We start from the raw sequence: 23773 nt of genomic DNA on the forward strand, positions 1-23773 counted from the left end.
TGAGGCAGCAAAGACTGCTTGGGCCCTGCCATCACAGGCAACACAGGCATCACAGGAGACAAACACCATGACTACAGCCACTTCAACGCGCACGAACAACGCTGCCCCACGCCCGCTTGCCGCGATCAAGAATCCGGCCTACCACCGTTTCACGCTGGGCGATTTCCAATGCCTGGCCGTGTCAGACGGCATGCTGTCGATTCCTATGGATGGCGTGTACGCTGACTCCGACCCCGAAGAGCGCAACCGCCTGCTGGCCATGCATGCGATGTCGCTGGACACCTACACGATGGACATCAATTTTTTGCTGGTCGACACCGGCAGCGAGTTGGTCCTGATTGACACCGGTTTGGGCGAGAGTGGCCTGTTCGGCAATACCGGTGGGCGCTTGCGCCAGCACCTGGCCGAGGTTGGGATCACGCCCGACATGATCGACTGGGTCTTGCTCACCCATGCGCACACCGACCACTACTTTGGCTTGATCGATGCGCATGGCGCGCCGGTGTTTCCACGCGCGCGCATTGCGATCAACCAGGACGATTTTGACTATTGGACCGATGCGAGCCAAGTCGATGCCGAAGGCCATCGTGGCCTGTGTACGCGTGGTGCCAGAGCGGCTTTGCTGCCTTACCGCGATCGCATGGAGTTTTTGCAATACGACCAGGATATTGTGCCGGGCTTTCGCCCCATGCTCACGCCAGGCCATACGGTCGGACACACCTCTTTTTTGATTCAAAGCGCTGGCCAGACCTTGCTGAATCTGGGCGATGTCTCGCACCACGCCGTGATTGAACCCGCCCACCCTGAATGGTCGTTCAGCTACGACAGCGATATTGCGCTGGCCAAAGTCACGCGCGCCGATGTGTTCCAGGACATTGCCGCCAAAGATTACCTGATCCTCGGCTGCCATTTCCCATTCCCAGGTCTGGGCCGCATTGTGCAGCAGGGCGATGCCTATGTGTTTGTGCCAAGGCCGGCGCTGCCGCTGTTTGAGGCGCCATGAGCGGCCTGATTCACTGAGCAGGCAAGGGCTGCAGCAAGTGCTGAACAAAACGCGCCAGCGGCGCAGCCAGGCTGCCCTGGCGTGTGCAGACAAACATCTGGCGCTGCTGGGCCCATTCGTCATCCAACTCCAATAAACGAAATGCGCCCGGCTGGCGAAAGCCGGTCGCGACGACCTTGGGCAAAATCGCCACGCCTTGTTGGGCGGCGACCAGGCGGCACATGGCCTCAAACGACTGCACCTGGATCGATTGCCTGAGCGGTTGGCCCAGGCGCTGGGCTTGCTGCAGCATTTGCTGGGTCGAGGCAGCGTCTTTGTCCAGACCAATGAAGGGCTCGCCCAGCAGGTCTGCAAAGCGCAGGTGCGTGTGCGGCCACGCATGGGCCAGCGGCACAATCGCGCACAGTGGGTCGCTGACGTAAGGCGTGTACTTCAAGCTGGGCTCGGGCAGAGCGGTCACGATGCCCAGATCAGCAATGCCCTGGCGCACCCAATCGACAATCACGGCACTGCGCGCCTCGCTGACTTCGATGCGGATATTGGGAAACAGCTGCGACCACGCACCCAATTGCTCGGGCAGGTGGTGGCTCAGGGCCGAGACGTTGGCGGCCAAATGCAGCTTGGCCATCGCGCCTTGGGCGTAATCGCTGACGGCGCTGCGCATTTGCTCAACCTGCGCCAGCAAAACCTCGGCGTACTGCACCAGCGTCTGGCCAGCGGCAGTCGCGCTGACGCCATCGGCACGGCGCTCAAGCAGCGCCACACCAAAGCGGTGCTCCAGTTGGGACAGGCGGCGGCTGGCAGCCGACAGCGAGATGTGGTTGATCTCAGCAGCTTTGGAGATGCTTTTGGACTGCACCGCGCAGAGAAACAGCTGGATCGAATCTAAATTGGGCAACATCGGTGATCAGGGCTGCGGCACGATCGCAATTGCGCGCACCGGGAAGCCCGGCGCATCCTTGAAGTCGGGGAAGGCAATCGAGATCAGCGCGCCAGTGGCAGGCAGCTCGTAGAGTTTGTTGAGCACCTCGACTTGAAAGCCATGCTCGAGCACATAGTACTCGCCAATCAGGGCATTATTGTGGCGAAACGCCACGGCCGAATCGGTGTCCAGCGTCTCGTGGCCTACGGCCTTGATCTGGCGCTGCTCAAACAGGAATTTCAACGCGTCCAGGGACCAGCCTGGCACGTGCGCATGGCCATGTTCGTCGGCATTGGCAAACGCGGCCTTGTCAGGCCAGCGGCGGCTCCAGCCGCTGGCAAAGGCGACAAAACTGCCTGCGGGAATGCGGCCATGTTCTTGTTCAAAGGCATCAATATCGGCCACGCTCAGCTCGTAGTCGGCGTTGGCCTGCACTGCTGCTTCGCGGTTGATCACATACAGCGGCAGCAGCAGGTCTTTCAAATCCAGCGACTCCAGCATGCCACTGCCAGCCACAAAGTGGCCTGGCGCATCGATGTGCGTGCCCGTTTGTGTCGCAAACGCAAAGCGCCTGGCGTAGAAGCCATGCTCTTGAACTGTGAACAAGGTTTCAACGCTAGGGGCTTCAAAGGCCGAGAACATCGGAATATCGGCATCGATGCGGTGGCTGAGGTTGACCCATTGGGCTTGTTTGAGTTCGGTCAGAAGATGCAGAAGGCTCATGGCGGTGCTGGTGAAGAAAAGGGCGTAGACAGCGCAGCATTGGTTGGCATGCGTGTAAAAGTGCCAGTGTATTAGGCTGCACAGTCAGCGTGTGGTGCGGTGTTTTTTACGCTGTCCTGGCGTGCTGTGGCTAAGAGTTTGTGCCATCAGTTGTTTTGCAAAATTGCATTGTTCATGGACACTCCTTCAAAAAATAACATTAATTTGCATTTCTTGCTATCCATTGATGCTTGAGTCGGCAGCGGCCATGCCCAATGGCCGGCCACCCGATACGAAAGCCTGTTGGAGCGATGATTCAGCAGGTTTTTTGGTTATTACTGTGCAGGTGGTATGCACGCAAGGTCGCCGTTTGTCATGGCGACGTGCATGATTGGTACCGTTTTTTAATACTTTCTCTCCCTCTGTTGGAAACAGGGCGCGTATCCACTACGATGCAGCCCATTCCCAGTTTCAACGCCAGAGAGATTGTTATGCACGCATCCAGCAACGCTTTTGTTCCATCTCACGCTGAAGCGCTACAGCGCCCTTGGCTCGCACATTACCCAGCTGGCGTGCCTGCCGACATTGATGCCAGCGAATATGCATCGCTGGCGCACCTGCTCGAAGATGCATTTGCCCGTTTTTCTGAGCGCTCTGCATTCCGCTTCATGGAGCGCGAATACAGCTACGCCGAGATCGACCGCTACAGCGCCCAGTTGGCCGCTTACCTGCAGTCGCTGGGCCTACAAAAAGGCGATCGGGTCGCGGTCATGCTGCCCAATACCATCCACTACCCGATCGCTGCCGCAGCGGTGATGCGCGCCGGTCTGGTGCTGGTCAATGTCAATCCGCTCTATACGCAGCGGGAGTTGGAGCACCAATTGCAGGACTGCGGCGCCAAGGCGATGGTGGTGCTTGAGCAATTTGCCGCTAGCGTGCAGCAGTGCATGGCCCATACGCCCCTGGAGCACGTGGTGTTGGCCTCGGTCGGCGATTTGCTCGGACCGATCAAGGGCAGGTTGGTGAATTGGGTGCTGCGCAAACGCCACAAAGCGGTTCCCGCGTTTGACTTGCCGGGGGCTGTGCGTTTTAGAGCAGCCATGCGCATTGGCGAGCGTGCAGGTTTGCGCACACCAGTGATGGCCCATGGCGATCTGGCCTTGCTGCAATACACCGGCGGCACGACCGGGGTCAGCAAGGGCGCCATGCTCACGCATGGCAATGTGATTGCCAATGCACTGCAATCCGAAGCCTGGAACCGCCCAGCGATTGCGGATATTGAAGGGCGTGAGCAGATCACCAGCGTCTGCGCCCTGCCGCTCTACCATATCTTCGGTTTCACCGTGGGCATGATGATGTCGATGCGCAATGGTGGCAAGGCGATTCTGATCCCTAATCCACGCGATCTGGATGCGACTTTGAAAGCGCTGCGCGGCCAGCGCATCCATATTTTTCCTGCGGTGAACACCTTGTTCAATGCGCTGCTGCACCATCCGCAGTTTGACTCGGTTGACTGGAGCCATTTGCGCATTGCTGGCGGTGGTGGCACAGCGGTGCAGCAGGCGGTGGCCAAAGAGTGGCTGGCGCGCACCGGCTGCGCGATTTGCGAGGGCTATGGCCTGTCGGAAGCCAGCCCTTCGGTGTCGTGCAATCCGGTGGACTCCAAAAACTTCACCGGCACGATTGGCTTGCCGATGTCCAGCACCTGGCTGCAATGCATTGACGAAAGCGACCAGCCAGTGCCACTGGGTCAGCCCGGTGAGATTGCGATCAAAGGCCCGCAACTGATGGTCGGCTACTGGCAGCGGCCAGAAGAAACGGCTGCGTCGATGACCGCCGATGGCTATTTCCGCACCGGCGATATTGGTGTGATGGACGAGCGCGGCTTCGTCAAGATTGTGGACCGCAAAAAAGACATGGTGCTGGTCAGCGGCTTCAACGTCTACCCGAACGAAGTCGAAGACGTGGTTGCGATGCTGCCCGGCGTGCGCGAGTGCGCGGTGGTTGGCGTGCCTGATGCCACAACGGGTGAGGCGATCAAGCTGGTGGTCGTGCGCAAAGACAAGGCGCTGACTGAGGCCATGGTGCGCAGCTACGCCAAAGAGCACTTGACCGGCTATAAACGGCCCAAGATTGTCGAGTTCCGCGATGAGCTGCCCAAAAACGCAGTGGGCAAAGTGCTGCGTCGAGAGTTGCGCAACGCCTGAGCACCAAGCTGCTTGGAAGCTGCAGGCTCTTACCGCCAGTGGCCGGTCTAAGCTGTTAGTGCGATGTGGGCGCAGCAGCCAGTCGGGCCATGCATTCGGCCAGAATGGCAATGCCTTGCTCGATCTGTTCTTCTGACACCGCGCCAAATGACATACGTAAAAAATGCGCCATGCGCGGCTTCGACGAGAACATTGGACCGGGTGAAGTCAGCACGCCTTGCTCCAATGCCAACTGGCTCAGCTGCAGCGCTGGCACATGGTCGGGCAGACGCAGCCACAGCATCATGCCCCCTGTGGGGTCAAGCATTTGCACCTGGTTGCCAAAATGCTGGGCAATGGCTTGCACCGCGCGCTGGCGCAACTGTTGCAGGCGGGCTTGAAAACGCGCCAGATAGCGGTCGTAGGCTTGGCTGTCCATGAAGGTCGCAGCCGTCAGTTGGCCCAATTCATCCAGGTAGCGGCTTTGGCTGTATTTGAGCATCTCGACCCGGGCCTGCCATCGGCCTGCGGCCATCCAGCCCAGGCGCAGGCCAGGGGCCAGTATTTTGTTCAAGGATGAGCAGTAAATCACGCTGCCATCGCTGTCCCAGGCTTTGGCGGGCTTGCTGTGCACATGCTCGGCACTGGTTTGGGCGTATATATCGTCTTCAATCAAAGGCACCTGGTAGCGCCGGCACAGCGCGACCAGTGCTTCTTTGTTGGCGTCACTCATTGAGCAGCCCAGGGGGTTGTGCAAGGTCGGCATGCAGATGACGGCACGCACCGGCGGTTGCTGGCTGTCGAGGGCCATCTCCAGCGCGTCGAGTGACAGGCCATGCTCAGCGCTGGTTGGGATTTCCAGCGGCTGCAAACCCTGGGCTTCCAGCGCCTGCAAGACGCCATAAAAGGTCGGCGACTCGACGGCGACCACGTCGCCTTTGCTGCAGACCGCGCGCAGCGCCAGGTTCAGGGCTTCGATGCAGCCGTGGGTGATGGTGAGGTCGCCCGCTTGCAGCGTCATGCCGCGCTCGGCCGAACGCCGCGCCAGTACGGTGCGCAGTTTGGGGTGGCCATAGCGGCGTGCAAAGGTGGTCAGGATATCCGGGTGCTGGCGCAATACGCTGGCTGCCGCCCGGTTGAGCTGCGCAGTCGGGTAAGAGCGGGGCGCGGCCACGGCGGTCATGAAGTCGATGCTGACCGGGTATTGCTCGGCCTTGGCCATCCATTCAGAAATAAATTGGTGCAAGCCATCATAGCGTTGGCTCAGGTCTTGCTGCGGCTTGGCGGTTGTGTCATTGGCCGCAGGCCTGAGTCCGCTGGCAACAGGTTGGTGCGCGTCGGTATTCTCGACAAAATAACCAGCGCGCGGTTTGGCGCGCAGCAGGCCCCAGTCCTCCAGGACATGGCAGGCTTGCACGGCGGTGCTCATGCTCACTTGCTGGGTTTGCATGATGTGCCGAATCGATGGAAAGCGGTCGCCGCGCTTGAGCCCACCGGCGTGGATGATGCGCTGGTACTGGTCAGCAATTTGCAGGTAAAGCGGTAATGGGGGCATGGCAGCGGTTCCTGGGCCTTGGACGAATAAGCGGCCGGTGGTCAGAGTGTGCCACTGTGCGCAGTATCTGTACCGATACAGATACCGGCTTTCTTGACCGATACAGAGCGGCTAGCCAGCCGCTGTGCACGCCAACTGATGGCGGCGCTGTGGCTGTTGGGCGTTCAGGGTAAATACTACAGTTGCGCCATGCCCAAGACCGTTGTGGTCAGGCGTTTATGGCAGCGATTGCTGAGCGACTATGACTGATAAAACCTTGCCTACCCGTGCCACCTTGGCGCCAGCCTCTCAAGCGTTGCGCGTGGCCATCAAACCTGTGTTCAGAAGGCTTTGGCAGCGCCTGCTGGCAGGTGGCCGCAACCCGTCTGCGGGCCGCACCAGCATCGATCTGTCAGCAGCGCACAGCACCGAGCACTACCTGAAACGCGGCCACTGGCTGCTTGTCCAGCAAGGCAGTTGCACCATCATCTTGCCCATGCAGTGGCAGGCCGAATGGGTGGTGCAGCGCCAGCAGGTTGTGCATGAGGGCGATGCCTGGCTGGTGCCCGTATCTGGCTACTACCAGCTCAGCCAGCGCGCTGGGCCGCAGGCGGCCGCCAGCGGCCGTGTAGTGATTTGCAAAGCCCGTTGAGTCTTGTCAACTGGTTCTTAGAACGTGTTTAAGTTCTTACACCAAGGTCCGCCCCAAGGCTTTGGCGGCCTCTTGCAAGCGTGGCAGGCGCTCCAGCAATTGCGCCAGACCCATGCGCGCTACAGGCGCCTGCACGGCCACCGCACAGCGCACACTGCGCGCGTCCTGGCCAAACACCGGCACGGCCACGCAAACCAGGCCGTCGACAAATTCTTCGGCATCGACCGCATAGCCTTCTTTGCGGATACCGCGAAACTCCTCGTCCAAGGCCTCAAGCGTGGTCAGCGTGGTGGTGGTGTAGCGTGTCAGCGGCAGCGCTTGCAGCAGGCCATGGCGCTGTGCGGCTGGCATGTGCGCCAGCAGCAGTTTGCCACTGGCTGAGCAATGCACCGGCACATGGGTGCCAGGGCGCAAATTCAATTGCAGCGGAAAAGCCGATTCAATCCGGTCCAAATACACGACTTCTACGCCTGCCAGCGCGGTGAAGTTGCAGCTCTCGCCAATGTCGGCCACCAGTTGGCGCAGCACCGCATGCCGCACGCTTTGCTGGGCGCTGCCTGCCAAAGTTGCTTCAGCCAAACGCAGCAGGCGCGGTGCCAGCGCATAGCGGCGGCCATCGGGTTCGCGCACCAGCAGCCCACCAGCCTCCAACTGCGCCAATTGCCGGTGCACGCTGGGCTTGGGCCAGCCACTGGCGGCCACGGCTTCGGCCAGTGTCAAAGGGCGGGCTTCTTGCACCAGAATTTCCAGCAAATCAAACAGGCGCAGGCCAGGGGTTAGAGGTGGTTTTGTCATAAATCTCAATATTTGAGACGATTTAATAATAATTTTCAGGATTTTAACCATCTCAGCTAGAGTCGTGGCAAGTACTATTTTTTGCAAAGGAGGCCACAGATGCCTGCTGTCCAGACTGACTCTTCTGCGGCCCACGGCTTTCGCAACGCCGTGCTCACCGGTGCCTGTGGTGGCTTGGGCCAGGCACTGGCCCGACAGCTGATCGCGCAAGGCGCGAAGGTGGCGCTGCTGGGCATGCACGAGCCCGCGTTGGCCGAGCTGGTCGCACTGGCGCCTGAGCGCACCCGCAGCTACCGCATCGATGTGGCCGACAGCCAGGCGATGCAGGCAGTGGCGCAGGACTGGCTGGCCTTTGCTGGTATGCCCGATCTGGTGATTGCCAATGCCGGAGTCGCCAGTGGCTTTGACACCGCCCAGGCCGAGGACCTTCAGGTGCTGCGCCGCATGCTGGAGATCAATGTGCTGGGCCCGGCCACTACCTTCCAGCCGTTTGTGCAGGCCTTGCACAACCACGGTGCCTCGCGCTGCGCGCTGGTGGGTGTGGCCAGTATTGCCGGTTGGCGCGGCATGCCGGGCAATGGCGCATATTGCGCGAGCAAAGGTGCGCTGATTCGTTACTTGGAAAGCCTGCGTGCCGAGTGGCGCACGACGCCGGTGAGTGTGCACACGGTCTGCCCCGGCTATCTGCGTACGGCGCTGACCGCCCACAACCAGTTTGCAATGCCCGGTTTGATGGAGCCCGATGCGGCAGCACGCACGATGCTGGCGCGCATTGCCAAAGGCCATACGCACATCGTGGTGCCCCGGCGCACTGGCTGGCTTTCGTGTCTGGTGAACTGCTTGCCCGATGCCTGGGCCGATGCCTTGCTGCGCAAACAGCCGCGCAAGGCACGCTGGGGCCAATCAGGGAGCAACCCGATACCAGGCCTGGATGCGCACCGCGATACTGAACTGCGCGCAAAAAACAAATAAACCGCTGATGCATGAGCCGCAATCACACCACCACCATGACGGAGACAAACCCGATGCGCAACCCCAACCATATTGGCCCTGCCCCTGTGGCTGCAGGCAGACCCCTTGCCGCTCTTGAACCCACGCAGGACATGATCGCCCTGATTGGCGCTGGCCCCTCGGGCCTGGCCGGTGCGCGCAATTTGCAAAAGCAGGGCGTTGCATTCCAGGGCTTTGAGGCCCACACCGATGTTGGCGGCTTGTGGAATATTGCCAACCCGCGCTCGACCGTCTATGAGTCCGCGCATTTGATCTCCAGCAAACGCATGACCGAGTTTGCCGAGTATCCAATGGCCGACAGCGTGGCCGATTACCCCAGCCACCGCGATTTGTGCCGTTACTTCAGCGATTTTGCTGACCATTTCGATTTGCGCCGGCATTTTCGGTTTGGCGTCAGCGTCGAGCGGGTCGAGCCGGTGGATGCCGCTGATACGAACACGCCCTGGCGCGTGACCGTGCGCAATGCGCAGGGCGAGCTCGAGAGCGCGCAATACAAAGGCGTGGTGATTGCCAACGGCATTCTGGCCGAGCCCAATGTGCCCAAGTTCGAAGGCCATTTTGCCGGCCAGCTGATGCACACCAGCCAGTACAAGCGTGCCAGCCAATTCACCGGCAAACGGGTGCTGATTGTGGGCGCAGGCAATTCGGGTTGCGATATTGCGGTGGACGCTGTGCATTACGCCGACCAGGTTGATATCTCGGTGCGGCGCGGTTATTACTTTGTGCCCAAGTATGTTTTTGGCAAACCGGCTGACACGATTGGTGGCAAAAGGCCTTTGCCACGCTGGCTCAAACAAACAGTCGACACCATGGTGCTCAAGTGGTTCACGGGCGATCCGGTGCGCTTTGGTTTCCCCAAGCCCGACTACAAAATGTACGAGTCCCACCCGATTGTGAACTCGTTGATCCTGCACCACCTGGGCCACGGCGACATCCATGTGAAAGCCGATATTGCCCGCTTCGACGGCCACACGGTGCACTTCAAGGATGGCAGCCAGCAGGACTACGACATGGTGCTGCTGGCCACCGGTTACAGCCTGCACTACCCATTCATTGACCGCAACTGCCTGAACTGGCAGGGCATGGCGCCCAAACTGTACATGAACATTTTTGCGCCCAAATACACGCAGCTGGCGGTGCTGGGCATGGTTGAGGCCAGTGGCCTGGGCTGGCAAGGCCGCTACGAACAGGCCGAGCTGGTTGCGCGTTACTTCAAGGGTCTGCAAACCCAGCAGCCAGCGGCCAAGCAATTGCAAGCGGCGATTGCCGGGCCTGCACCCGATTTGTCAGGCGGCTACCAGTACCTGCAATTGGAGCGCATGGCTTTCTATGTGAACAAGGACGCCTACCGCAGCGCGGTGCGCGAAGCCGTGGCCAAACTGGCCTAAGGCCCAAGGAGATTGCGATGCTGCCTGTCGATGAAATCCGGCTGAACTTTGACCCGACCGCGCTGGCGCTGCTCAACGGCGTGCTGGCATTCCTGATGTTTGGTATTGCGCTGGATACGCGCATCGAAGACTTCAAGCGCGTAGCCCGCATGCCCTGGGCCATGACGGTGGGCATTGCCGCGCAGTTTCTGGTGCTGCCAGCCGTGACCTATGGCCTGACGCTGCTCTTGCAGGTCGGCCCCAGCATTGCGCTGGGCATGATTTTGGTGGCTTGCTGCCCGCCTGGCAACGTCTCGAATATTTTGACGCACCGCGCACGTGGCAATGTGGCGCTGTCGGTATCAATGACGGCGATCTCGAACGCGATTGCGATTGTCGTGATGCCGCTGAACTTTGCATTCTGGGGCGGCATGCACCCAACAGCCTCGAGCTTGCTGCAATCGATTTCGCTGGACCCGCTGGAGATGGCTGGCCACATCATCCTCATCATTGGCCTGCCGTTTGTGCTGGGCCTGTGGTGCGCGCACCGCTTTTCAGAAGCCACGCAGCGCTGCAAAAAGGCCGTGCGCATCCTGAGCTTTGTGGCCTTGATTGGTTTCATCATTGGTGCGATTGCGGGCAACTGGCGCTTCTTTCTCGACTATGTGGGGCTGGTGTTGCTGGCCGTTGCATTGCACGACGCGCTGGCCTTTGCCACAGGCTATGTGTGTGCCCGCGCCACGGGTCTGGCGGACTACGAACGCCGCGCACTGACGATTGAAGTGGGGATTCGCAATGCGGGCTTGGGGCTGGTGCTGGTTTTTAGTTTTTTTGGCGGCTTGGGCGGCATGGCCGTGGTCGCTGGCGTATGGGGTTTTTGGGACATCATCGCGGGCTTGGCGCTGGCCTCTTGGTGGGGCCGCAAAAAGCCCCAGGCCAGTCCTCAATTGCAAGGAGAACACGCATGAACAGTGCGATGGTGATGCCGCGCGCAGAGCGTATTCTGGTCACTGGGGCCGACGGTTTTTTAGGCCGCAGTGTAGTTGCAGCGCTGGCGCGCCGCGCGGGCACCACGGTTGTGGCCCTGGACGTGCGCGAGGTGCCCACTGAGCGCCGCCATGCCGGCGTGGTGTACCAGCAGCAAGATGTGCGCGATCCGCATCTGGCCGTCAGCTTGCAAGCGTTTGCGATAGACACCGTGGTGCATCTGGCCTCGATCGTCACGCCCGGCAAGGACTCCAACCGTGCGTTTGAATACGACGTCGATGTCAACGGCACACGCAATGTGTTGGAGTGCTGCAGGGTCGCAGGCGTGCGCCATGTGGTGGTTTCGTCCAGCGGCGCAGCCTATGGCTATTACGCCGATAACCCCGATTGGCTGGTGGAGAGCGACGCGTTGCGCGGCAACCCGGTGTTTGCCTATTCCGACCACAAGCGCTTGGTTGAAGAAATGCTCGCGCAATGGCGCCTTGACTGTCCGCAACTGCAGCAAACTGTGCTGCGCATTGGCACGATTTTGGGCGAGCGGGTCGACAACCAGATCACCGCCTTGTTTGAAAAAACCAAATTGCTGGCCATTCGCGGCAGTGCCAGCCCGTTTGTGTTTATCTGGGATGAAGACGTAACGGGTGCGATCCTGCACGCTGTGGATGGTGCAGCTCCTGGCTGCTACAACCTCGCAGGTGATGGTGCGCTGTCCATCCACGAGATTGCCCAGCGCCTTGGCAAGACCACGCTGAACCTGCCAGCTGGCCTGCTGCGCAGTGCGCTGTGGCTGGGCAGCCAACTGGGCGTGAGCCGCTATGGGCCTGAACAACTGGACTTCTTGCGCTACCGGCCGGTGTTGTTGAATACCGCACTCAAGCAATGGGGCTATGTGCCGCGCAAAACCAGTGCGCAGGCATTTGAGGCGTTCAAAGATGCGCGCGCCATCCAGGGCAGGCCATTGCACCGGGCGGTGCTGGCATGAGTGCTGCAGCAATTTTGCACACGTCGATGTCACGCAGCGATTGGCTTAGCGCGTTGGCTGTGATCGTGATTTGGGGGTTGAACTTTGTCGTGATGAAGCTGGGCTTGCAAACGCTCAGTCCAATGGTGCTCGGGGCATTGCGCTTCATGGCCGCATCGCTGCCGTTTGTGCTGTGGGTGCGTCCCCCCAAGATGCCCTGGGGCTATGTCGTTGCCTATGGGCTGGCACAGGGGCTGGGGCAGTTTGGCCTGTTGTTCCTTGGTCTGCGCTTGGGCATGACTGCCGGTATGGCCTCGGTCGTTATACAAACCCAGGCTTTTTTCACGCTGATTTTGGCCGTCAGCCTGTTGGGTGAGCGCGCCAAGGCTTCTCAGTGGTGGGGGTTGGTGCTGGCCTTTGGTGGGCTGATTGTGATTGCCACAGGCCATGGTGAAGGCGCGCTGCAAATGACCCTGGCCGGTTTTGTACTGACCCTGGGCGCGGCCTTTATGTGGGCCGTGTCGAACATGATTGTGCGCAAGGCCAGCCGCATGGCACCGGGCTATCAGCCGCTGCCCTTTATCGTCTGGAGTAGCTTGGTGCCGATTGTGCCGTTCTGGCTGCTGGCCTGGCTGCAGGAGGGCGGCGCAGGCATTGTCCTGCAACTGCAGGCCGCAGATGGCAAGGCGCTGTTTGCCGTTGTCTACCTGGCCTTGCTGGCCACGGTGCTGGCCTATAGCCTGTGGACCCGTTTGCTGCAGCGCCACTCGGCCGCCCGTGTCGCGCCGTATTCACTGCTGGTGCCGGTGGTTGGTCTGGTCACAGCGATGCTCGTGCTCGGCGAGCAGCCTACTGCTGGGCAATGGCTGGGTACCGCTGCAGTCATTGCTGGCATGCTGGTGAACCAGTTTGGCAGCAGGCTGCGCTGGCACAAGCCTGCGTCTGTGCGATAGATGGATGGGGTGGGGGCGCTTTTGCGTCGCTGGAGCTGCCTGTGTGGTGCGGCCGGATTTTCAAGCCGCGTGAAGGCGTAAAAAAACCGCAGCAGGGCTATTTGCCTAGCTGCGGTTTTCAAGGTTCAGAGCTTACACGCCAAGCTTGAGCGACGCTTCAATGAAGGCATCGAGGTCGCCGTCCAGCACTTTTTGCGTGTTGGAGATTTCGACGTTGGTGCGCAAGTCCTTGATGCGGCTATTGTCCAGCACGTAGCTGCGGATCTGGTGGCCCCAGCCCACATCGGTCTTGGTGTCTTCGAGTTTTTGCTGCTCTTCCATGCGTTTGCGCATTTCAAAGTCGTAGAGCTTCGAGCGCAGGCGCTGCCAGGCTACATCGCGGTTGCTGTGCTGGCTGCGGCCATCCTGGCACTGCACGACGATGCCGGTCGGGATATGGGTCAAACGCACGGCTGAGTCCGTCTTGTTGATGTGCTGACCCCCCGCGCCAGAGGCACGGTAGGTATCGGTGCGCACATCCGCCGGGTTGATGTGGATCTCAATCGAGTCGTCAATCTCTGGGTAGACAAACAGCGAAGCGAACGAGGTGTGGCGACCGCCCGAGGAGTCAAACGGCGACTTGCGCACCAGACGGTGTACGCCGGTTTCGGTGCGCAGCAAGCCGTAAGCGTATTCGCCCTCGATCTTGATGGTCGCGCCTTTGATGCCGGCCACGTCACCAGGGGTTTCGTCCTCGATGGTGGTCTTAAAGCCTTTGCGTTCGGCGTATTTCAGGTACTGGCGCAGCAGCATGCTGGCCCAGTCGTTGGCCTCGGTGCCGCCAGCACCGGCCTGGATGTCGATGAAGCAGTTCAGCGGGTCAGCCTCTTGGCTGAACATGCGGCGGAACTCCAGCTCTTCAATCGGCGTTTTGAGCTCGTTGGTGGCCGCTTCAATCGCTTCCAGGCCGCTTTCATCGTCTTCTTCCTTGGCCATTTCAAACAGCTCGCTGTTGTCGGCCAGCTCCTGGGTCAGGCGCTCAAGTGTCAGCACGACGCCATCGAGCGACTTTTTCTCTTTGCCCAGCTCCTGGGCTTTTTTCGGGTCGTTCCAGACCTCGGGGTCTTCCAGGCTCGCGTTGACGGTTCTCAGACGTTCGAATTTGGCATCGAAGTCAAAGATACCTCCGTAAGTCTTGGGTGCGCTCAGTCAAGTCTTCAAGGGTTGCGCCGATGAGGTTGATGCGTTCTGCTTCCATGGTGTTCTTTCAAATCTTCTATCAAGCAATAGGTAGCCAATAGCGCGCGCCATGCATCTCGCAGCTGTTTACGCGCTGAAGGGGGAAATACGAAGGCGGGTATTTTCGCACGTTGCGACGATCTGAGCCACTGCCGTTTTGTCGTGTGGCTATTGGCGGCACGGCCTGGCATTGAAAAAAATTGTTTAAGAATTCGCAAAACGAATCCTTGCATCTCTATATGCAATTGGACTTGAATCCTTGCATGCGTGACCATGCAGCCATAACAAACACATTGGAGACAAGCAGATGCACGTTGCAATTCGAGGCCTGATCGCAGGCGCTTTGGCCAGCCTGGTTGTTTGCGCCGCGGCTCAAACAGGCCAAAGCGCTGACTACCCCAACACCAACATCACGCTGGTCGTGCCGTTTGCCGCCGGCAGCGGCACCGATGGTGTTGCGCGGGTCGTGGCCGAGCGCCTGGGCACGCACCTTGGCCAAACCATCATTGTTGACAACAAGCCCGGCGCCAGCGCACAGATTGCCGCGCAGTTCGTTGCGCGCGCCAAACCCGATGGATACACCTTGTTCATGACCACCAATACCTCGCACTCTGCCAATCCATGGCTGGTCAAGGCCTTGAAGTACGACCCGATCAAGGACTTTACGCCAGTCGCACGTGTGGGCGTCTTGCCGTTTGCCTTGCTGGTCAACCCCAGCCTGCCGGTCAAGAGCGTGCAGGAGCTGATCGATTTCGCCAAGGCCAACCCCACTGCGCTGGCTTATGGCACGCCCAATAGCACGTCCTTGGTGACGTCGGAGACGCTCAAGCATGCCTCGCAAATCGAGATGGTCAGCGTGCCCTACAAATCCAGCCCACAAGCTTTGACCGATTTGATGGGAAACCAGATCCAGGTGTACGTGGCTGATTTAGGCTCGTCGATGGGCACGATGAAAACCGACAAGGTGCGCACATTGGGCGTGACAACAGCCAAGACAACGCCATTGCTGCCAGGCGTGCCAGCGATTGGCGAGACGATTGCCGGTTTTGATGTGACCTCTTGGAATGGCATTTTTGGCCCGGCCAATATGCCGCCAGAAGTGGCTGAGAAGATCAACGATGCGCTGCAAGTGGTGCTGGCCGACCCTGTCACGCAGGAGCAATTGGCGCAAGCCGGTTTTGAAGTCTGGCCGAGTGCGAATCCGCAAGAGTTTGCTGGCTATGTCAAAGAGCAGCTGGCTTTGTGGGGCCAGCTGGTCAATGACGCAGGAATTGAGGCGCAATAAGCCGACGAAAGCCCACTATGCAACATGCACCAGGCCTGGAACAAGGCCAAGAACAACAGCGAACAGCGCTGCAGGCAAAGGGGCCGCTGGCCGGCGTGAAAGTCGTCGACATGACCTCGGTCGTGATGGGCCCGTTTGCGACGCAAATTCTGGCGGCTTTGGGCGCCGATGTGATCAAGATCGAGTCGCCCGAGGGCGACACGATGCGCCACGTGGGCCCGATGAAACATGCGGGCATGGGGGGCATTTTCTTGCAGGCCAACCAGGGCAAACGTTCGGTTGTGCTGGACTTGAAGCAGGAGTCAGCGCGTGAGGCCTTGCTGACTTTGGTCGCGCAAAGCGATGTGCTGATCAGCAATGTGCGCCCACAGGCGATGGCGCGGCTGCGGCTGGACTATGACGAGGTCGCCAAGCGCAATCCGCGCATCATCCACGTCAGCTGCTGCGGCTTTGACCAGGCCGGACCGTATGCGGCCAAGCCTGCTTATGACGACTTGATTCAGGGCGCTACCGGCATTCCCTGGCTGACGCAGCAATACGGTGGCGGTGAACCCGCATACGCGCCTTTGACGCTGGCTGACCGGATTACCGGGCTGCATGCGGTGTACGCGGTCACCACCGCCTTGTATGCGCGCCAGATGACGGGGCAGGGCCAGGCTGTGGTCGTGCCGATGTTCGAGGCCATGGCCCAGTTTGTGCTGGGCGACCATTTTGGCGGACTGGCGTTTGAGCCGCCGCAAGGCGCGCCCGGTTATGCGCGTTTGCTGACTGCACACCGCAAGCCCTACCAGACCCGCGATGGCTATTTGTGCGTACTGATTTACAACGACAAGCACTGGCACAGTTTCTTTGCTGCGATTGGTCAGCCAGAGCGCATGCAGGAGCCGCTCTTTGCCACGCACAGCCAGAGGGCGGCCCATATTGATGCAGTCTATGCCGAGGTCACGCAGCTGATGCGCGAGCGCACTACCCAGGAATGGCAGGCGCTGCTTGATGCCGCTGATGTACCGAATATGCCGATGGCTTCGCCGGCCAGCCTCTTGGATGACCCGCACTTGCAAGCGACCGGTTTTGTGCGCGAGTTTGAGCACCCCAGCGAAGGCCGCATGCGCACCACTGGCAATCCGACGCAATGGTCGGCCACGCCAGTGGCGGCGCAAGCCAGCCCCGCGCCCCGCCTGGGCGAGCACACTTTAGAGGTATTGGCCGAGCTGGGCTTCAGCGACGAATTGCAAGCGGCCATGCTGGCACAGCAAGCCTGCGTGCAAGCCCCATAAACACCATGCCAGCGCGCTGTTTGCGCGCAGCATCAGCATAAGGAAATACACCATGCCACGATTTTTGATTCGCGAGCAAGACGTGCCCGCTTACAGCCCGGCCAACCACCATGGCACCTCGAACCAGCGTCTGGTCTGCCAGGACAATGTGGGCGCTAAGCACATGGAGTTGGTGCTGGGAACTTTGCAAAAAGGCGGCGGTGCGCTGCCACATGCGCACCCCGGTATGGAGCAGGCTTGCTATGTGCTGGCAGGCACGGCCGAGGTTGAAGTGGAAGGCGAGTGCTTTGCGATGCAGCCAGGCGATACCTGTTTTTTTCCAGAAGACAGCATGCATATTTTTCGCGTGACCAGTGAGGAGCCGGTGCGTTTGCTGGTTTTTTACAGCCCGCCATATGCTGAAAACCCCCAACGCGTGCGTCGGCCCGAGGCAGCGCATGCCGATTCTGCGCATGGAGAAGCATGATGGATTTTTTATGGAGCGAAGAGCAGCAGCAAATCCGTGCTGCGGTCGAGCGTGTTTGTGCGCCGTTTGATGCCGATTACTGGTTGCGCAAAGACCAGGAAGGCGGTTTTCCGCTGGATTTTCATGCGGCGCTGGCAGAGGCCGGCTGGTTGGGCATTGCGATGCCAACCGAGTATGGCGGCGCTGGTCTGGGTATCAGCGAGGCGGCCTTGATGATGCACACGATTGCCGCTACCGGCGCTGGCTTGTCTGGAGCATCGGCTGTGCACATGAATATTTTCGGCCTGCACCCAGTCGTGGTGTTCGGCTCGCAGCTGCAAAAGCAGCGCTGGCTGCCGCCCTTGATTGCGGGCCAGGACAAGGCCTGCTTTGGCGTCACCGAGCCGAATGCGGGCCTCAACACGTTGAAGCTGACAACCCGCGCTGAGCGCGATGGCGACCACTACGTGGTCTCAGGCCAAAAGGTCTGGATTTCGACCGCCCAAGTGGCCAACAAAATCCTGCTGCTGGCGCGTACGACGCCGCAGCAAGAGTGCCAAGGCACGCAAGGCTTGAGCCTGTTTTACACCGATCTGGACCGCAGCAAGATCGAGGTGCGCGAGATCGAGAAAATGGGCCGCAAGTGCGTGGATTCGAACCAGGTGTTCATTGATGGCTTGCGCATACCAGTGGCAGACCGCATAGGCGAGGAAGGCCAGGGTTTCTCTTACATCCTGCATGGCCTGAACCCGGAGCGGATTCTGATTGCGGCTGAAGCCGTGGGCCTGGGTCGTGCAGCACTGGCGCGCGCCACAGACTACGCCAAAGAGCGGGTGGTGTTTGAGCGCCCCATTGGCCAAAATCAGGGCATTCAGCACCCGCTTGCGCAAGCCTGGATGGGCCTGGAAGCGGCGCACCTGATGGTGCAAAAAGCCGCATTTTTGTACGACCGCGGCCTGTCCTGCGCCGCCGAGGCCAATGCCGCCAAATACCTGGCTGCAGAAGCCTGTGCGAAAGCGTGCGAAGCAGCGATCTTCACCCACGGTGGCATGGGGTATGCCAAGGAATACCATGTTGAGCGTTATATGCGCGAGTCCTGGATTCCACGCCTGGCGCCGGTGAGCCCGCAGCTGATCATGTGCTTTATTGCCGAGAAAGTGCTGGGCCTGCCCAAGTCGTATTAGCGTGCATCAGAGCCCATCTGCGTATCATGCCGACATGAAAACGCACTTACTGCGCTACTTTGTAGCGCTTGCAGAAGAAAAGCATTTTGGCCGCGCAGCGCAACGGCTGTTCATCACCCAGCCGCCGCTCTCGATGGCCTTGAAGGCCCTGGAGGCTGAGCTGGGCGTGAGCCTGCTCGAGCGCGATGCCAAGCACGTGCGCTTAACGCCTGCGGGCCAGGCTTTTTTAGTGGAGGCGCGCAAGGTGCTGGCGCAGTTGCAGCATGCCAGCGAGGTCGTGCGCAATGTGGCCCAAGGCAAACTGGGTGGCTTGAAAATAGGCATCACCGGCTCGATGATTTACCGGGGTGTGCCCGGCTATTGCACGGCGTTTCGCCAAGACCATCCGCTGGTCGATATCAGCTTGCACGAAGTCTCAACCGGCGACCAACTGCGCATGCTCGCGCGTGGTGAATTGGACTTGGGCTTTCTCAATATCAGCAGCCCGACCGAGGCGCTGGATATTCTGCCCTTGGGCGAAGAGCCGCTTGTGTGCTGCCTGCCCAGCACGCATCGGCTGGCGGGGCACAAAACCATCAATTTGCAGGACTTGGCTGGCGAGACCTTTGTGATGTTTGCGCGTGAAGTCTCACCTGCCACCTACGACAACGTGATTGCCTGTTTGCAGCAGGCCGGCATCCACCCCCAAACCCGGCATGCGGCGATGCAATGGCTGACGGTGATGGCCTTGGTCTCGGTCGGCCAGGGCGTGTCCTTGGTGCCCGCCTGCATGGCGCAGCTGGGCATGAATGGCGTGCGCTTATTGCCGCTGCGCAAGATCAAGGCCGCCACGCCTGCCTATATGGCCTGGCGCAAGGATGTGCATGACAACGCCGTGCGCGATGCGTTCATTGCCAGTATCCGCGCTACGGTGCAGCGCGTGTGAATGGCCGCACCGCAGCGCCCCATAACGCGCTGCGGTGATGGCGCCAAGCTCAGAATGTCAGTGTTTTGACGCCTTCTGGGCTGCCCAGCAAGCACACGCTGGCTTTGTGATGCGCAAAAATGCCCACGGTGACTACGCCCGGCCAGACGCTGACCAGGTCCTCCATGGCTTTGGGGTCGGTGATTTGCAGGCCGCGCACATCGACAATGTGCATGCCGTTGTCGGTGACCAGCGGCTGGCCGTCTTTGGCCAGGCGCACTGTCGCTTGGCCACCTAGTGTGGCAAAGCGGCGGATGATATGGGCGCTGGACATCGGCACGACTTCAACGGGCAACGGGAATTGGCCCAGCACCTCGACCAGTTTGCTGGCGTCGGCAATGCACAGGAATTTGTCTGCCAGGTCGGCAACGATCTTCTCGCGCGTCAGGGCCGCGCCGCCGCCTTTGACCATGAAGCCTTGGTGGTCGATTTCGTCGGCGCCGTCGATGTACCAGTCCAGCGAGGCGACTGCGCTGCTGTCCAGCACTTCGATGCCGGCTTGCTGCAGCAGTTTGGTGGTGGCCTCCGAGCTGGAGACTGCGCCTTTGAGCGGAATTGCGGCTTTGGCCAGCGCTTCGATGAATTTGTTTACAGTCGAGCCTGTGCCCACGCCCAGAATGCTGTGGGGTTGGACATAGGCCAGAGCGGCTTGGCCGACGAGGGCTTTGAGGGTATCTTGATCCATGGTGCGAGAGAATGCCTTGTTAATGGGCTGGGCAATGCTGAATTGCCATGGCCTGGCTGCAGGTTATGGCGCAAGTGGGTGCGCAGGCAGCCTGTGCATGTGGTTTGCATGCAGCCAAACAGCCCATTGCCATTGCTGATTTGGTAAATTGTCGCGAAACAGCATTATCACTTCCTTTACACTTCGTCTTCATGGACTTTTACCCTCTGATTCGGCCTTTCCTCTTTGCCTTAGATGCCGAGGTGGCCCACGATTTGACGCTGGACTGGATCAAAAAAACCCAATCCAAACCGCTGTTGCGCAGCCTGTATGCGCAGAAAATGGTCAATGACCCGGTCACTGTGGCCGGTTTGACCTTTCCTAATCGGGTGGGTTTGGCCGCTGGTTTGGATAAGAATGCCCGCTGCATCGATGGCTTGGCCGCGATGGGCTTTGGCTTTGTCGAAGTCGGCACCGTCACGCCAGTGGCGCAAAACGGCAACTCCAAGCCGCGCATGTTCCGCATCCGCGAAGCCGGTGCCTTGATCAACCGCATGGGCTTTAACAACAAGGGGCTGGAGACGTTTTTAAAGAACGTGCAAAAGTCCAAAGTGCGCAAAGACAGCAGCCATCCGCTGCATGGTTTGCGTCTGGGCCTGAATATTGGCAAGAATGCGGCCACACCGATTGAGCGCGCAGCAGACGACTATGTGGCCTGTTTGCAGGCGGTTTATCCGTATGCGGACTACATCACCATCAATATCAGCTCGCCCAATACCAAGAATTTGCGTGACTTGCAGTCCAACGCCAGCCTGGACGGCTTGCTGAACACCCTGGTGCAGTGCCGCGAAGAGTTGAAGAAAACCCATGCGCACAAGCCGCTGTTCTTGAAGATTGCGCCAGATCTCACGGCCGAGCAAGTGAGCCTGATTGCACAGCTGCTCGATCGCCACCAGGTCGATGGCGTGATTGCCACCAACACCACGGTCAACCATGAGGCCGTGCAGTCGTATGAGCACGGCAGTGAGGTGGGCGGCGTCAGTGGCGCGCCGGTGCGCGATGTCAGCACCCAGGTGATTCGCCAGCTCAGGGCCGAGCTGGGGCCGCAGTTCCCGATCATCGGTGTGGGCGGTGTGATGGCAGCAGAAGATGCAGTTGCCAAGCTCGAAGCGGGTGCCGATCTGGTCCAGCTCTACACCGGTTTTGTGTACCAAGGCCCGGCACTGGTGCCGCGCGTGGCCCAGGCGATGCAAGAGTACAGTGCGCAGCAGCAGCAAAAGCTGCAGGATGGAGCAGCGCCAGGCAGCAGTGACGCAGAAGAGCCGGCATAAGGGTGGCTGGCTAGGGGCCAACGCGCGCGCTATGGTGCGTGAGCGCAATGAAAAAAGGACTGATGCGAATCAGTCCTTTTTTGTCGAGGGGGTGCGAATTCAGTTGTTCGCTGTGGGAGCTGTGGCAGGAGCCTGGCCTGCGGCGCTGGTGCCCACGGGCAGGTTGTCTGGGTTGACGGTGCCAGCCTGGCCATCTGGTTCGGTGACAAAGCCGATTTTCGAGACGCCAGCTTCGTTGGCCAAAGCCATCGCTCTGGCAATGCGGTCGTAGCGCACATTTTTGTCGCCACTGATGTGCAGCGCCGGCTCCTTGGCTGGGCTGTCGGCCTTTTCAATGGCCACTTTCATGGCTTCGCGCAGCGTATCATCATCGACCGGTGTGGTGTCCAAGTAGAACTGGCCATCCTGGTCAATGCTGAGGCTGATCGTCTCTGGTTTGCTGTCTTCAGGCGCTGAGCTCGCTTGCGGCAGCTCGACATGCATCGCCTGTTTGATCACAGGAACCGTGATGATGAAGATGATCAGCAGCACCAGCATGATGTCGATCAGCGGCACCATATTGATCTCGCCCATCACATCATCGGAGTCCTGCTCCATATTTGAGAATGCCATGGCCGATTAGCCTTTCTTCAGCGGCAGCACCTTGGCTGCTTCGTTGCCGTGTGCCACACGGGCACCGGTGACGTAGTAGGCATGCAGGTCATGGGCAAAGCCGTTGACTTGCAGCAGCAGGGATTTATTGCCACGCACCAGGGCGTTATAGCCAATCACCGCAGGAATCGCTACAGCCAGACCGGCAGCGGTCATCACCAGCGCCTCACCGATGGGGCCAGCGACGGTGTCCATCGTGGCTTGGCCGCTTGCGCCAATGGCCAACAGGGCGTGAATGATGCCCCAGACCGTACCGAACAAACCGACAAAAGGCGCAATCGAGCCCACGGTGGCCAGAATCGACAGGCCCGACTGCAGGCGTGCAGTAAAGCTGTCAATCGCATAGCGCAGATTGCGTGTGACCCAATCGCTGATGTCCAGGCTGTCATGCAGGTGCGCTTGGGTGTTGCGATGGTGGTTGACCGCATCACGGCCTTCCAAGGTCAGCAACAGGAATGGGTTGTCGGGCTGGTTGCCCAGCGTGTTGATACCAGTGGCCAGGTCGACGCTGTGCCAGAAATCTTTCGATGGCTTGACCATGCGCTTGTAGCGCAGCAGCGAGACGCTTTTGATGATGATCACCGCCCAGGTGGCCACTGACATCAGCAGTAGCAAGATGGCGACGGTGCGGCCAACGGCATCGGCCTGATTCCAGGCGCCTAACAATCCAAATCCGGGTTCCATGAAAACTCCTTAGCGAGGAAACAGCAATTACAAATGGTCTTGGTGAAGAGGGCATGCAAACAAGGGAATGTCTGTCTGGATGTCCGGTTTTTTAGCGCGGTAACTTGAAATTCACGGGCAGCACATACCAGTCCTCAATCGGCACACCATTGCGGGTGGTCGGTGAGAAGCGGCCATTGCGCAATACGCCTTCTATGGCTGCACGGTCCAAGCGGGAGGAGCCGCTTGACTGGGCAACTTCTGCTTCTTTGGCGCGGCCATCCGTGCCAATCAGCACCCGCACGCGTACCAAGCCTTCTTCTCGCAGGCGCTGGCTTTGCGATGGATAGACGATGCCGTGGTTGGCCGTCACCGCATTGCTGCGCTCGTCGCGCACGATCACCGGTTCGCCTTCGCTTGATTGCGGCGTGCCTGCTTGCTGCTGGTTGGCCGTGGTGTTGGCCGCTGCCACTGGTGCGGGCGCTGGTGGTGTTGGTGCCGGTGGAGCAGGCGTAGGTGCAGCTGGTGGTGCAGGCGGTGGTGGCGGAGGAGCCTCCACAATGGGCGCACGTTCAGACGGCGGCTTGGGCGTGGCTACTGGCTTGGGTTGCGGCTTAGGTGGCGGCGGTTTGGGGGCCGGCGGTGGTGGTGGAGGAGGCGGTGGAGGCGGTGGTGGAGGCACAGGCACAGGCGGCTCAGGCGTCGGTGGTGCCGGCGCTGGGGTAGCCGCTGGCGCAGGCGCCGGCGCAGCAATGAGCTGCGTCATGATGACGGCAGGCTCAATGATGTCTTTAGGGGGGGGTGAAACCATCGCTTTTTGAATACCCCATAAGGCGGCGGTATGCAGCAGTAAAACACCACCGACGATCAATACCTGGTTTCTGGTGGAGGAGGACTTGTGCGAGTACGTAGTCATGAAGCAGGCAAATCCAGCGCGCCAAAGTGCATCACACGGTTTGCCGCAGGGAAAACGAAAACAGACAAAAGAAGTGGTTTACTTGCGCAAAATCCACCATAC

Annotated in this window: 21 protein-coding genes and 2 pseudogenes; 14 read left to right on the plus strand and 9 right to left on the minus strand. The window is 59.9% G+C overall.

Features of this window, described 5'->3' with window-relative positions; genetic code table 11:
* Window positions 1-67 precede the first annotated feature (67 nt).
* Window positions 68-1003, plus strand: coding sequence for an MBL fold metallo-hydrolase (locus E8K88_RS09160; protein ID WP_136406368.1), 936 nt, complete (start codon window positions 68-70; stop codon window positions 1001-1003).
* A gap of 10 nt (window positions 1004-1013) precedes the next feature.
* On the opposite strand, the gene E8K88_RS09165 is transcribed toward E8K88_RS09160, so the two are convergent.
* Together E8K88_RS09165 and E8K88_RS09170 are read right to left on the minus strand one after the other, a co-directional pair.
* Window positions 1014-1904: a LysR family transcriptional regulator gene (locus tag E8K88_RS09165; protein WP_136406369.1), complete on the minus strand. Its 891-nt coding sequence runs from the start codon at window positions 1902-1904 to the stop codon at window positions 1014-1016.
* Between the two features lie 6 nt (window positions 1905-1910).
* Complete coding sequence (locus E8K88_RS09170) at window positions 1911-2648, minus strand: cyclase family protein (RefSeq protein WP_136406370.1); 738 nt, start codon at window positions 2646-2648, stop codon at window positions 1911-1913.
* A 470-nt stretch (window positions 2649-3118) separates the two neighbouring features.
* Here E8K88_RS09170 and E8K88_RS09175 point away from each other — a divergent pair, with 470 nt between their 5' ends.
* Window positions 3119-4834: an AMP-binding protein gene (locus E8K88_RS09175; RefSeq protein ID WP_136406371.1), complete on the plus strand. Its 1716-nt coding sequence runs from the start codon at window positions 3119-3121 to the stop codon at window positions 4832-4834.
* Window positions 4835-4889: 55 nt separating this feature from the next.
* Here the strand turns inward: E8K88_RS09175 and E8K88_RS09180 are convergent, their stop codons facing one another.
* Entirely contained in the window at window positions 4890-6368 is a 1479-nt protein-coding gene (locus E8K88_RS09180; protein ID WP_136406372.1) for an aminotransferase-like domain-containing protein, read from the minus strand.
* Window positions 6369-6609: 241 nt separating this feature from the next.
* Between E8K88_RS09180 and E8K88_RS09185 the strand changes: the two genes are divergently transcribed.
* Window positions 6610-6999, plus strand: coding sequence for a hypothetical protein (locus E8K88_RS09185; RefSeq protein WP_136406373.1), 390 nt, complete (start codon window positions 6610-6612; stop codon window positions 6997-6999).
* Window positions 7000-7035: 36 nt separating this feature from the next.
* On the opposite strand, the gene E8K88_RS09190 is transcribed toward E8K88_RS09185, so the two are convergent.
* Window positions 7036-7794: an IclR family transcriptional regulator gene (locus tag E8K88_RS09190; RefSeq protein ID WP_136406374.1), complete on the minus strand. Its 759-nt coding sequence runs from the start codon at window positions 7792-7794 to the stop codon at window positions 7036-7038.
* Between the two features lie 99 nt (window positions 7795-7893).
* On the opposite strand from E8K88_RS09190, the gene E8K88_RS09195 reads away from it, so the two are divergent.
* The 5 genes from E8K88_RS09195 to E8K88_RS09215 all read left to right on the plus strand — a co-directional run bounded on the left by E8K88_RS09195 (window position 7894) and on the right by E8K88_RS09215 (window position 13073).
* Entirely contained in the window at window positions 7894-8766 is an 873-nt protein-coding gene (locus E8K88_RS09195) for an SDR family oxidoreductase (RefSeq protein WP_136406375.1), read from the plus strand.
* Window positions 8767-8897: 131 nt separating this feature from the next.
* Window positions 8898-10193: a flavin-containing monooxygenase gene (locus tag E8K88_RS09200; protein WP_476703254.1), complete on the plus strand. Its 1296-nt coding sequence runs from the start codon at window positions 8898-8900 to the stop codon at window positions 10191-10193.
* A 17-nt stretch (window positions 10194-10210) separates the two neighbouring features.
* Window positions 10211-11140, plus strand: a complete 930-nt coding sequence (locus E8K88_RS09205) for a bile acid:sodium symporter family protein (protein ID WP_136406376.1) — start codon at window positions 10211-10213, stop codon at window positions 11138-11140.
* On the plus strand, window positions 11137-12141 hold the full coding sequence (locus E8K88_RS09210) for an NAD-dependent epimerase/dehydratase family protein (protein WP_136406377.1): 1005 nt from the start codon (window positions 11137-11139) through the stop codon (window positions 12139-12141). Before E8K88_RS09205 ends, E8K88_RS09210 begins: the two co-directional genes overlap by 4 nt.
* Window positions 12142-12167: 26 nt before the next feature.
* On the plus strand, window positions 12168-13073 hold the full coding sequence (locus E8K88_RS09215) for an EamA family transporter (RefSeq protein WP_420813567.1): 906 nt from the start codon (window positions 12168-12170) through the stop codon (window positions 13071-13073).
* Between the two features lie 132 nt (window positions 13074-13205).
* On the opposite strand, the gene prfB is transcribed toward E8K88_RS09215, so the two are convergent.
* Window positions 13206-14310 (minus strand): peptide chain release factor 2 gene (prfB, locus tag E8K88_RS09220; protein ID WP_136406379.1). Its coding sequence is split into 2 segments (ribosomal slippage): window positions 13206-14228 and window positions 14230-14310, totalling 1104 coding nucleotides; the frame shifts between segments, so codons are not numbered across the junction.
* 288 nt (window positions 14311-14598) lie between these two features.
* On the opposite strand from prfB, the gene E8K88_RS09225 reads away from it, so the two are divergent.
* The 5 genes from E8K88_RS09225 to E8K88_RS09245 are packed head-to-tail and all read left to right on the plus strand — an operon-like array spanning window position 14599 to window position 19407.
* Window positions 14599-15576 carry a Bug family tripartite tricarboxylate transporter substrate binding protein gene (locus E8K88_RS09225; RefSeq protein WP_136406380.1) on the plus strand — a complete coding sequence of 326 codons (978 nt, stop codon included), beginning with the start codon at window positions 14599-14601 and terminating at the stop codon, window positions 15574-15576.
* Window positions 15577-15593: 17 nt separating this feature from the next.
* Window positions 15594-16853, plus strand: a complete 1260-nt coding sequence (locus E8K88_RS09230; protein ID WP_136406381.1) for a CaiB/BaiF CoA transferase family protein — start codon at window positions 15594-15596, stop codon at window positions 16851-16853.
* Between the two features lie 52 nt (window positions 16854-16905).
* Complete coding sequence (locus tag E8K88_RS09235; protein WP_136406382.1) at window positions 16906-17319, plus strand: cupin domain-containing protein; 414 nt, start codon at window positions 16906-16908, stop codon at window positions 17317-17319.
* The gene (locus tag E8K88_RS09240; protein WP_136406441.1) at window positions 17319-18482 is read left to right on the plus strand and encodes an acyl-CoA dehydrogenase family protein; all 1164 of its coding nucleotides are present in this window, start codon (window positions 17319-17321) and stop codon (window positions 18480-18482) included. The genes E8K88_RS09235 and E8K88_RS09240 overlap by 1 nt, the downstream gene beginning before the upstream one ends.
* A gap of 34 nt (window positions 18483-18516) precedes the next feature.
* On the plus strand, window positions 18517-19407 hold the full coding sequence (locus E8K88_RS09245; protein WP_136406383.1) for a LysR family transcriptional regulator: 891 nt from the start codon (window positions 18517-18519) through the stop codon (window positions 19405-19407).
* A gap of 49 nt (window positions 19408-19456) precedes the next feature.
* Here E8K88_RS09245 and rpiA read toward each other — a convergent pair whose 3' ends face one another.
* A complete protein-coding gene (gene rpiA, locus E8K88_RS09250; protein ID WP_136406384.1) occupies window positions 19457-20131 on the minus strand; it encodes a ribose-5-phosphate isomerase RpiA in 675 nt (224 codons plus the stop codon).
* Between the two features lie 191 nt (window positions 20132-20322).
* Between rpiA and E8K88_RS09255 the strand changes: the two are divergent.
* Window positions 20323-21375, plus strand: a pseudogene (locus E8K88_RS09255) (quinone-dependent dihydroorotate dehydrogenase); the annotation flags it as partial.
* 261 nt (window positions 21376-21636) lie between these two features.
* Here E8K88_RS09255 and E8K88_RS09260 read toward each other — a convergent pair.
* The 3 genes and pseudogenes from E8K88_RS09260 to E8K88_RS09270 form a co-directional block, all read right to left on the minus strand.
* Window positions 21637-22053: pseudogene (locus tag E8K88_RS09260) on the minus strand (ExbD/TolR family protein); the annotation flags it as partial.
* Window positions 22054-22059: 6 nt separating this feature from the next.
* Window positions 22060-22776 (minus strand): MotA/TolQ/ExbB proton channel family protein, encoded by a 717-nt coding sequence (locus E8K88_RS09265; RefSeq protein WP_136406387.1) that lies wholly within the window; start codon window positions 22774-22776, stop codon window positions 22060-22062.
* Window positions 22777-22867: 91 nt separating this feature from the next.
* Window positions 22868-23671 carry an energy transducer TonB gene (locus E8K88_RS09270; protein WP_136406388.1) on the minus strand — a complete coding sequence of 268 codons (804 nt, stop codon included), beginning with the start codon at window positions 23669-23671 and terminating at the stop codon, window positions 22868-22870.
* Between the last annotated feature and the right edge of the window lie 102 nt (window positions 23672-23773).

The sequence above is a fragment of the Lampropedia aestuarii genome, from assembly GCF_004803635.1.
Taxonomy (GTDB): domain Bacteria; phylum Pseudomonadota; class Gammaproteobacteria; order Burkholderiales; family Burkholderiaceae_C; genus Lampropedia; species Lampropedia aestuarii.

What these genes read in the sequence shown, in the direction of transcription:
- E8K88_RS09235 (WP_136406382.1), top strand. Translation starts at nt 16,906, where the DNA reads ATGCCACGATTTTTGATTCGCGAGCAAGACGTGCCCGCTTACAGCCCG.
- E8K88_RS09195 (WP_136406375.1), top strand. Translation starts at nt 7,894, where the DNA reads ATGCCTGCTGTCCAGACTGACTCTTCTGCGGCCCACGGCTTTCGCAAC.
- E8K88_RS09175 (WP_136406371.1), top strand. Translation starts at nt 3,119, where the DNA reads ATGCACGCATCCAGCAACGCTTTTGTTCCATCTCACGCTGAAGCGCTA.
- E8K88_RS09210 (WP_136406377.1), top strand. Translation starts at nt 11,137, where the DNA reads ATGAACAGTGCGATGGTGATGCCGCGCGCAGAGCGTATTCTGGTCACT.
- E8K88_RS09180 (WP_136406372.1), bottom strand. Translation starts at nt 6,368, where the DNA reads ATGCCCCCATTACCGCTTTACCTGCAAATTGCTGACCAGTACCAGCGC.
- E8K88_RS09245 (WP_136406383.1), top strand. Translation starts at nt 18,517, where the DNA reads ATGAAAACGCACTTACTGCGCTACTTTGTAGCGCTTGCAGAAGAAAAG.
- E8K88_RS09165 (WP_136406369.1), bottom strand. Translation starts at nt 1,904, where the DNA reads ATGTTGCCCAATTTAGATTCGATCCAGCTGTTTCTCTGCGCGGTGCAG.
- E8K88_RS09170 (WP_136406370.1), bottom strand. Translation starts at nt 2,648, where the DNA reads ATGAGCCTTCTGCATCTTCTGACCGAACTCAAACAAGCCCAATGGGTC.
- E8K88_RS09240 (WP_136406441.1), top strand. Translation starts at nt 17,319, where the DNA reads ATGGATTTTTTATGGAGCGAAGAGCAGCAGCAAATCCGTGCTGCGGTC.
- E8K88_RS09190 (WP_136406374.1), bottom strand. Translation starts at nt 7,794, where the DNA reads ATGACAAAACCACCTCTAACCCCTGGCCTGCGCCTGTTTGATTTGCTG.
- E8K88_RS09205 (WP_136406376.1), top strand. Translation starts at nt 10,211, where the DNA reads ATGCTGCCTGTCGATGAAATCCGGCTGAACTTTGACCCGACCGCGCTG.
- E8K88_RS09230 (WP_136406381.1), top strand. Translation starts at nt 15,594, where the DNA reads ATGCAACATGCACCAGGCCTGGAACAAGGCCAAGAACAACAGCGAACA.
- E8K88_RS09215 (WP_420813567.1), top strand. Translation starts at nt 12,168, where the DNA reads ATGTCACGCAGCGATTGGCTTAGCGCGTTGGCTGTGATCGTGATTTGG.
- E8K88_RS09185 (WP_136406373.1), top strand. Translation starts at nt 6,610, where the DNA reads ATGACTGATAAAACCTTGCCTACCCGTGCCACCTTGGCGCCAGCCTCT.
- rpiA (WP_136406384.1), bottom strand. Translation starts at nt 20,131, where the DNA reads ATGGATCAAGATACCCTCAAAGCCCTCGTCGGCCAAGCCGCTCTGGCC.
- E8K88_RS09265 (WP_136406387.1), bottom strand. Translation starts at nt 22,776, where the DNA reads ATGGAACCCGGATTTGGATTGTTAGGCGCCTGGAATCAGGCCGATGCC.
- E8K88_RS09200 (WP_476703254.1), top strand. Translation starts at nt 8,898, where the DNA reads ATGATCGCCCTGATTGGCGCTGGCCCCTCGGGCCTGGCCGGTGCGCGC.
- E8K88_RS09270 (WP_136406388.1), bottom strand. Translation starts at nt 23,671, where the DNA reads ATGACTACGTACTCGCACAAGTCCTCCTCCACCAGAAACCAGGTATTG.
- E8K88_RS09160 (WP_136406368.1), top strand. Translation starts at nt 68, where the DNA reads ATGACTACAGCCACTTCAACGCGCACGAACAACGCTGCCCCACGCCCG.
- E8K88_RS09225 (WP_136406380.1), top strand. Translation starts at nt 14,599, where the DNA reads ATGCACGTTGCAATTCGAGGCCTGATCGCAGGCGCTTTGGCCAGCCTG.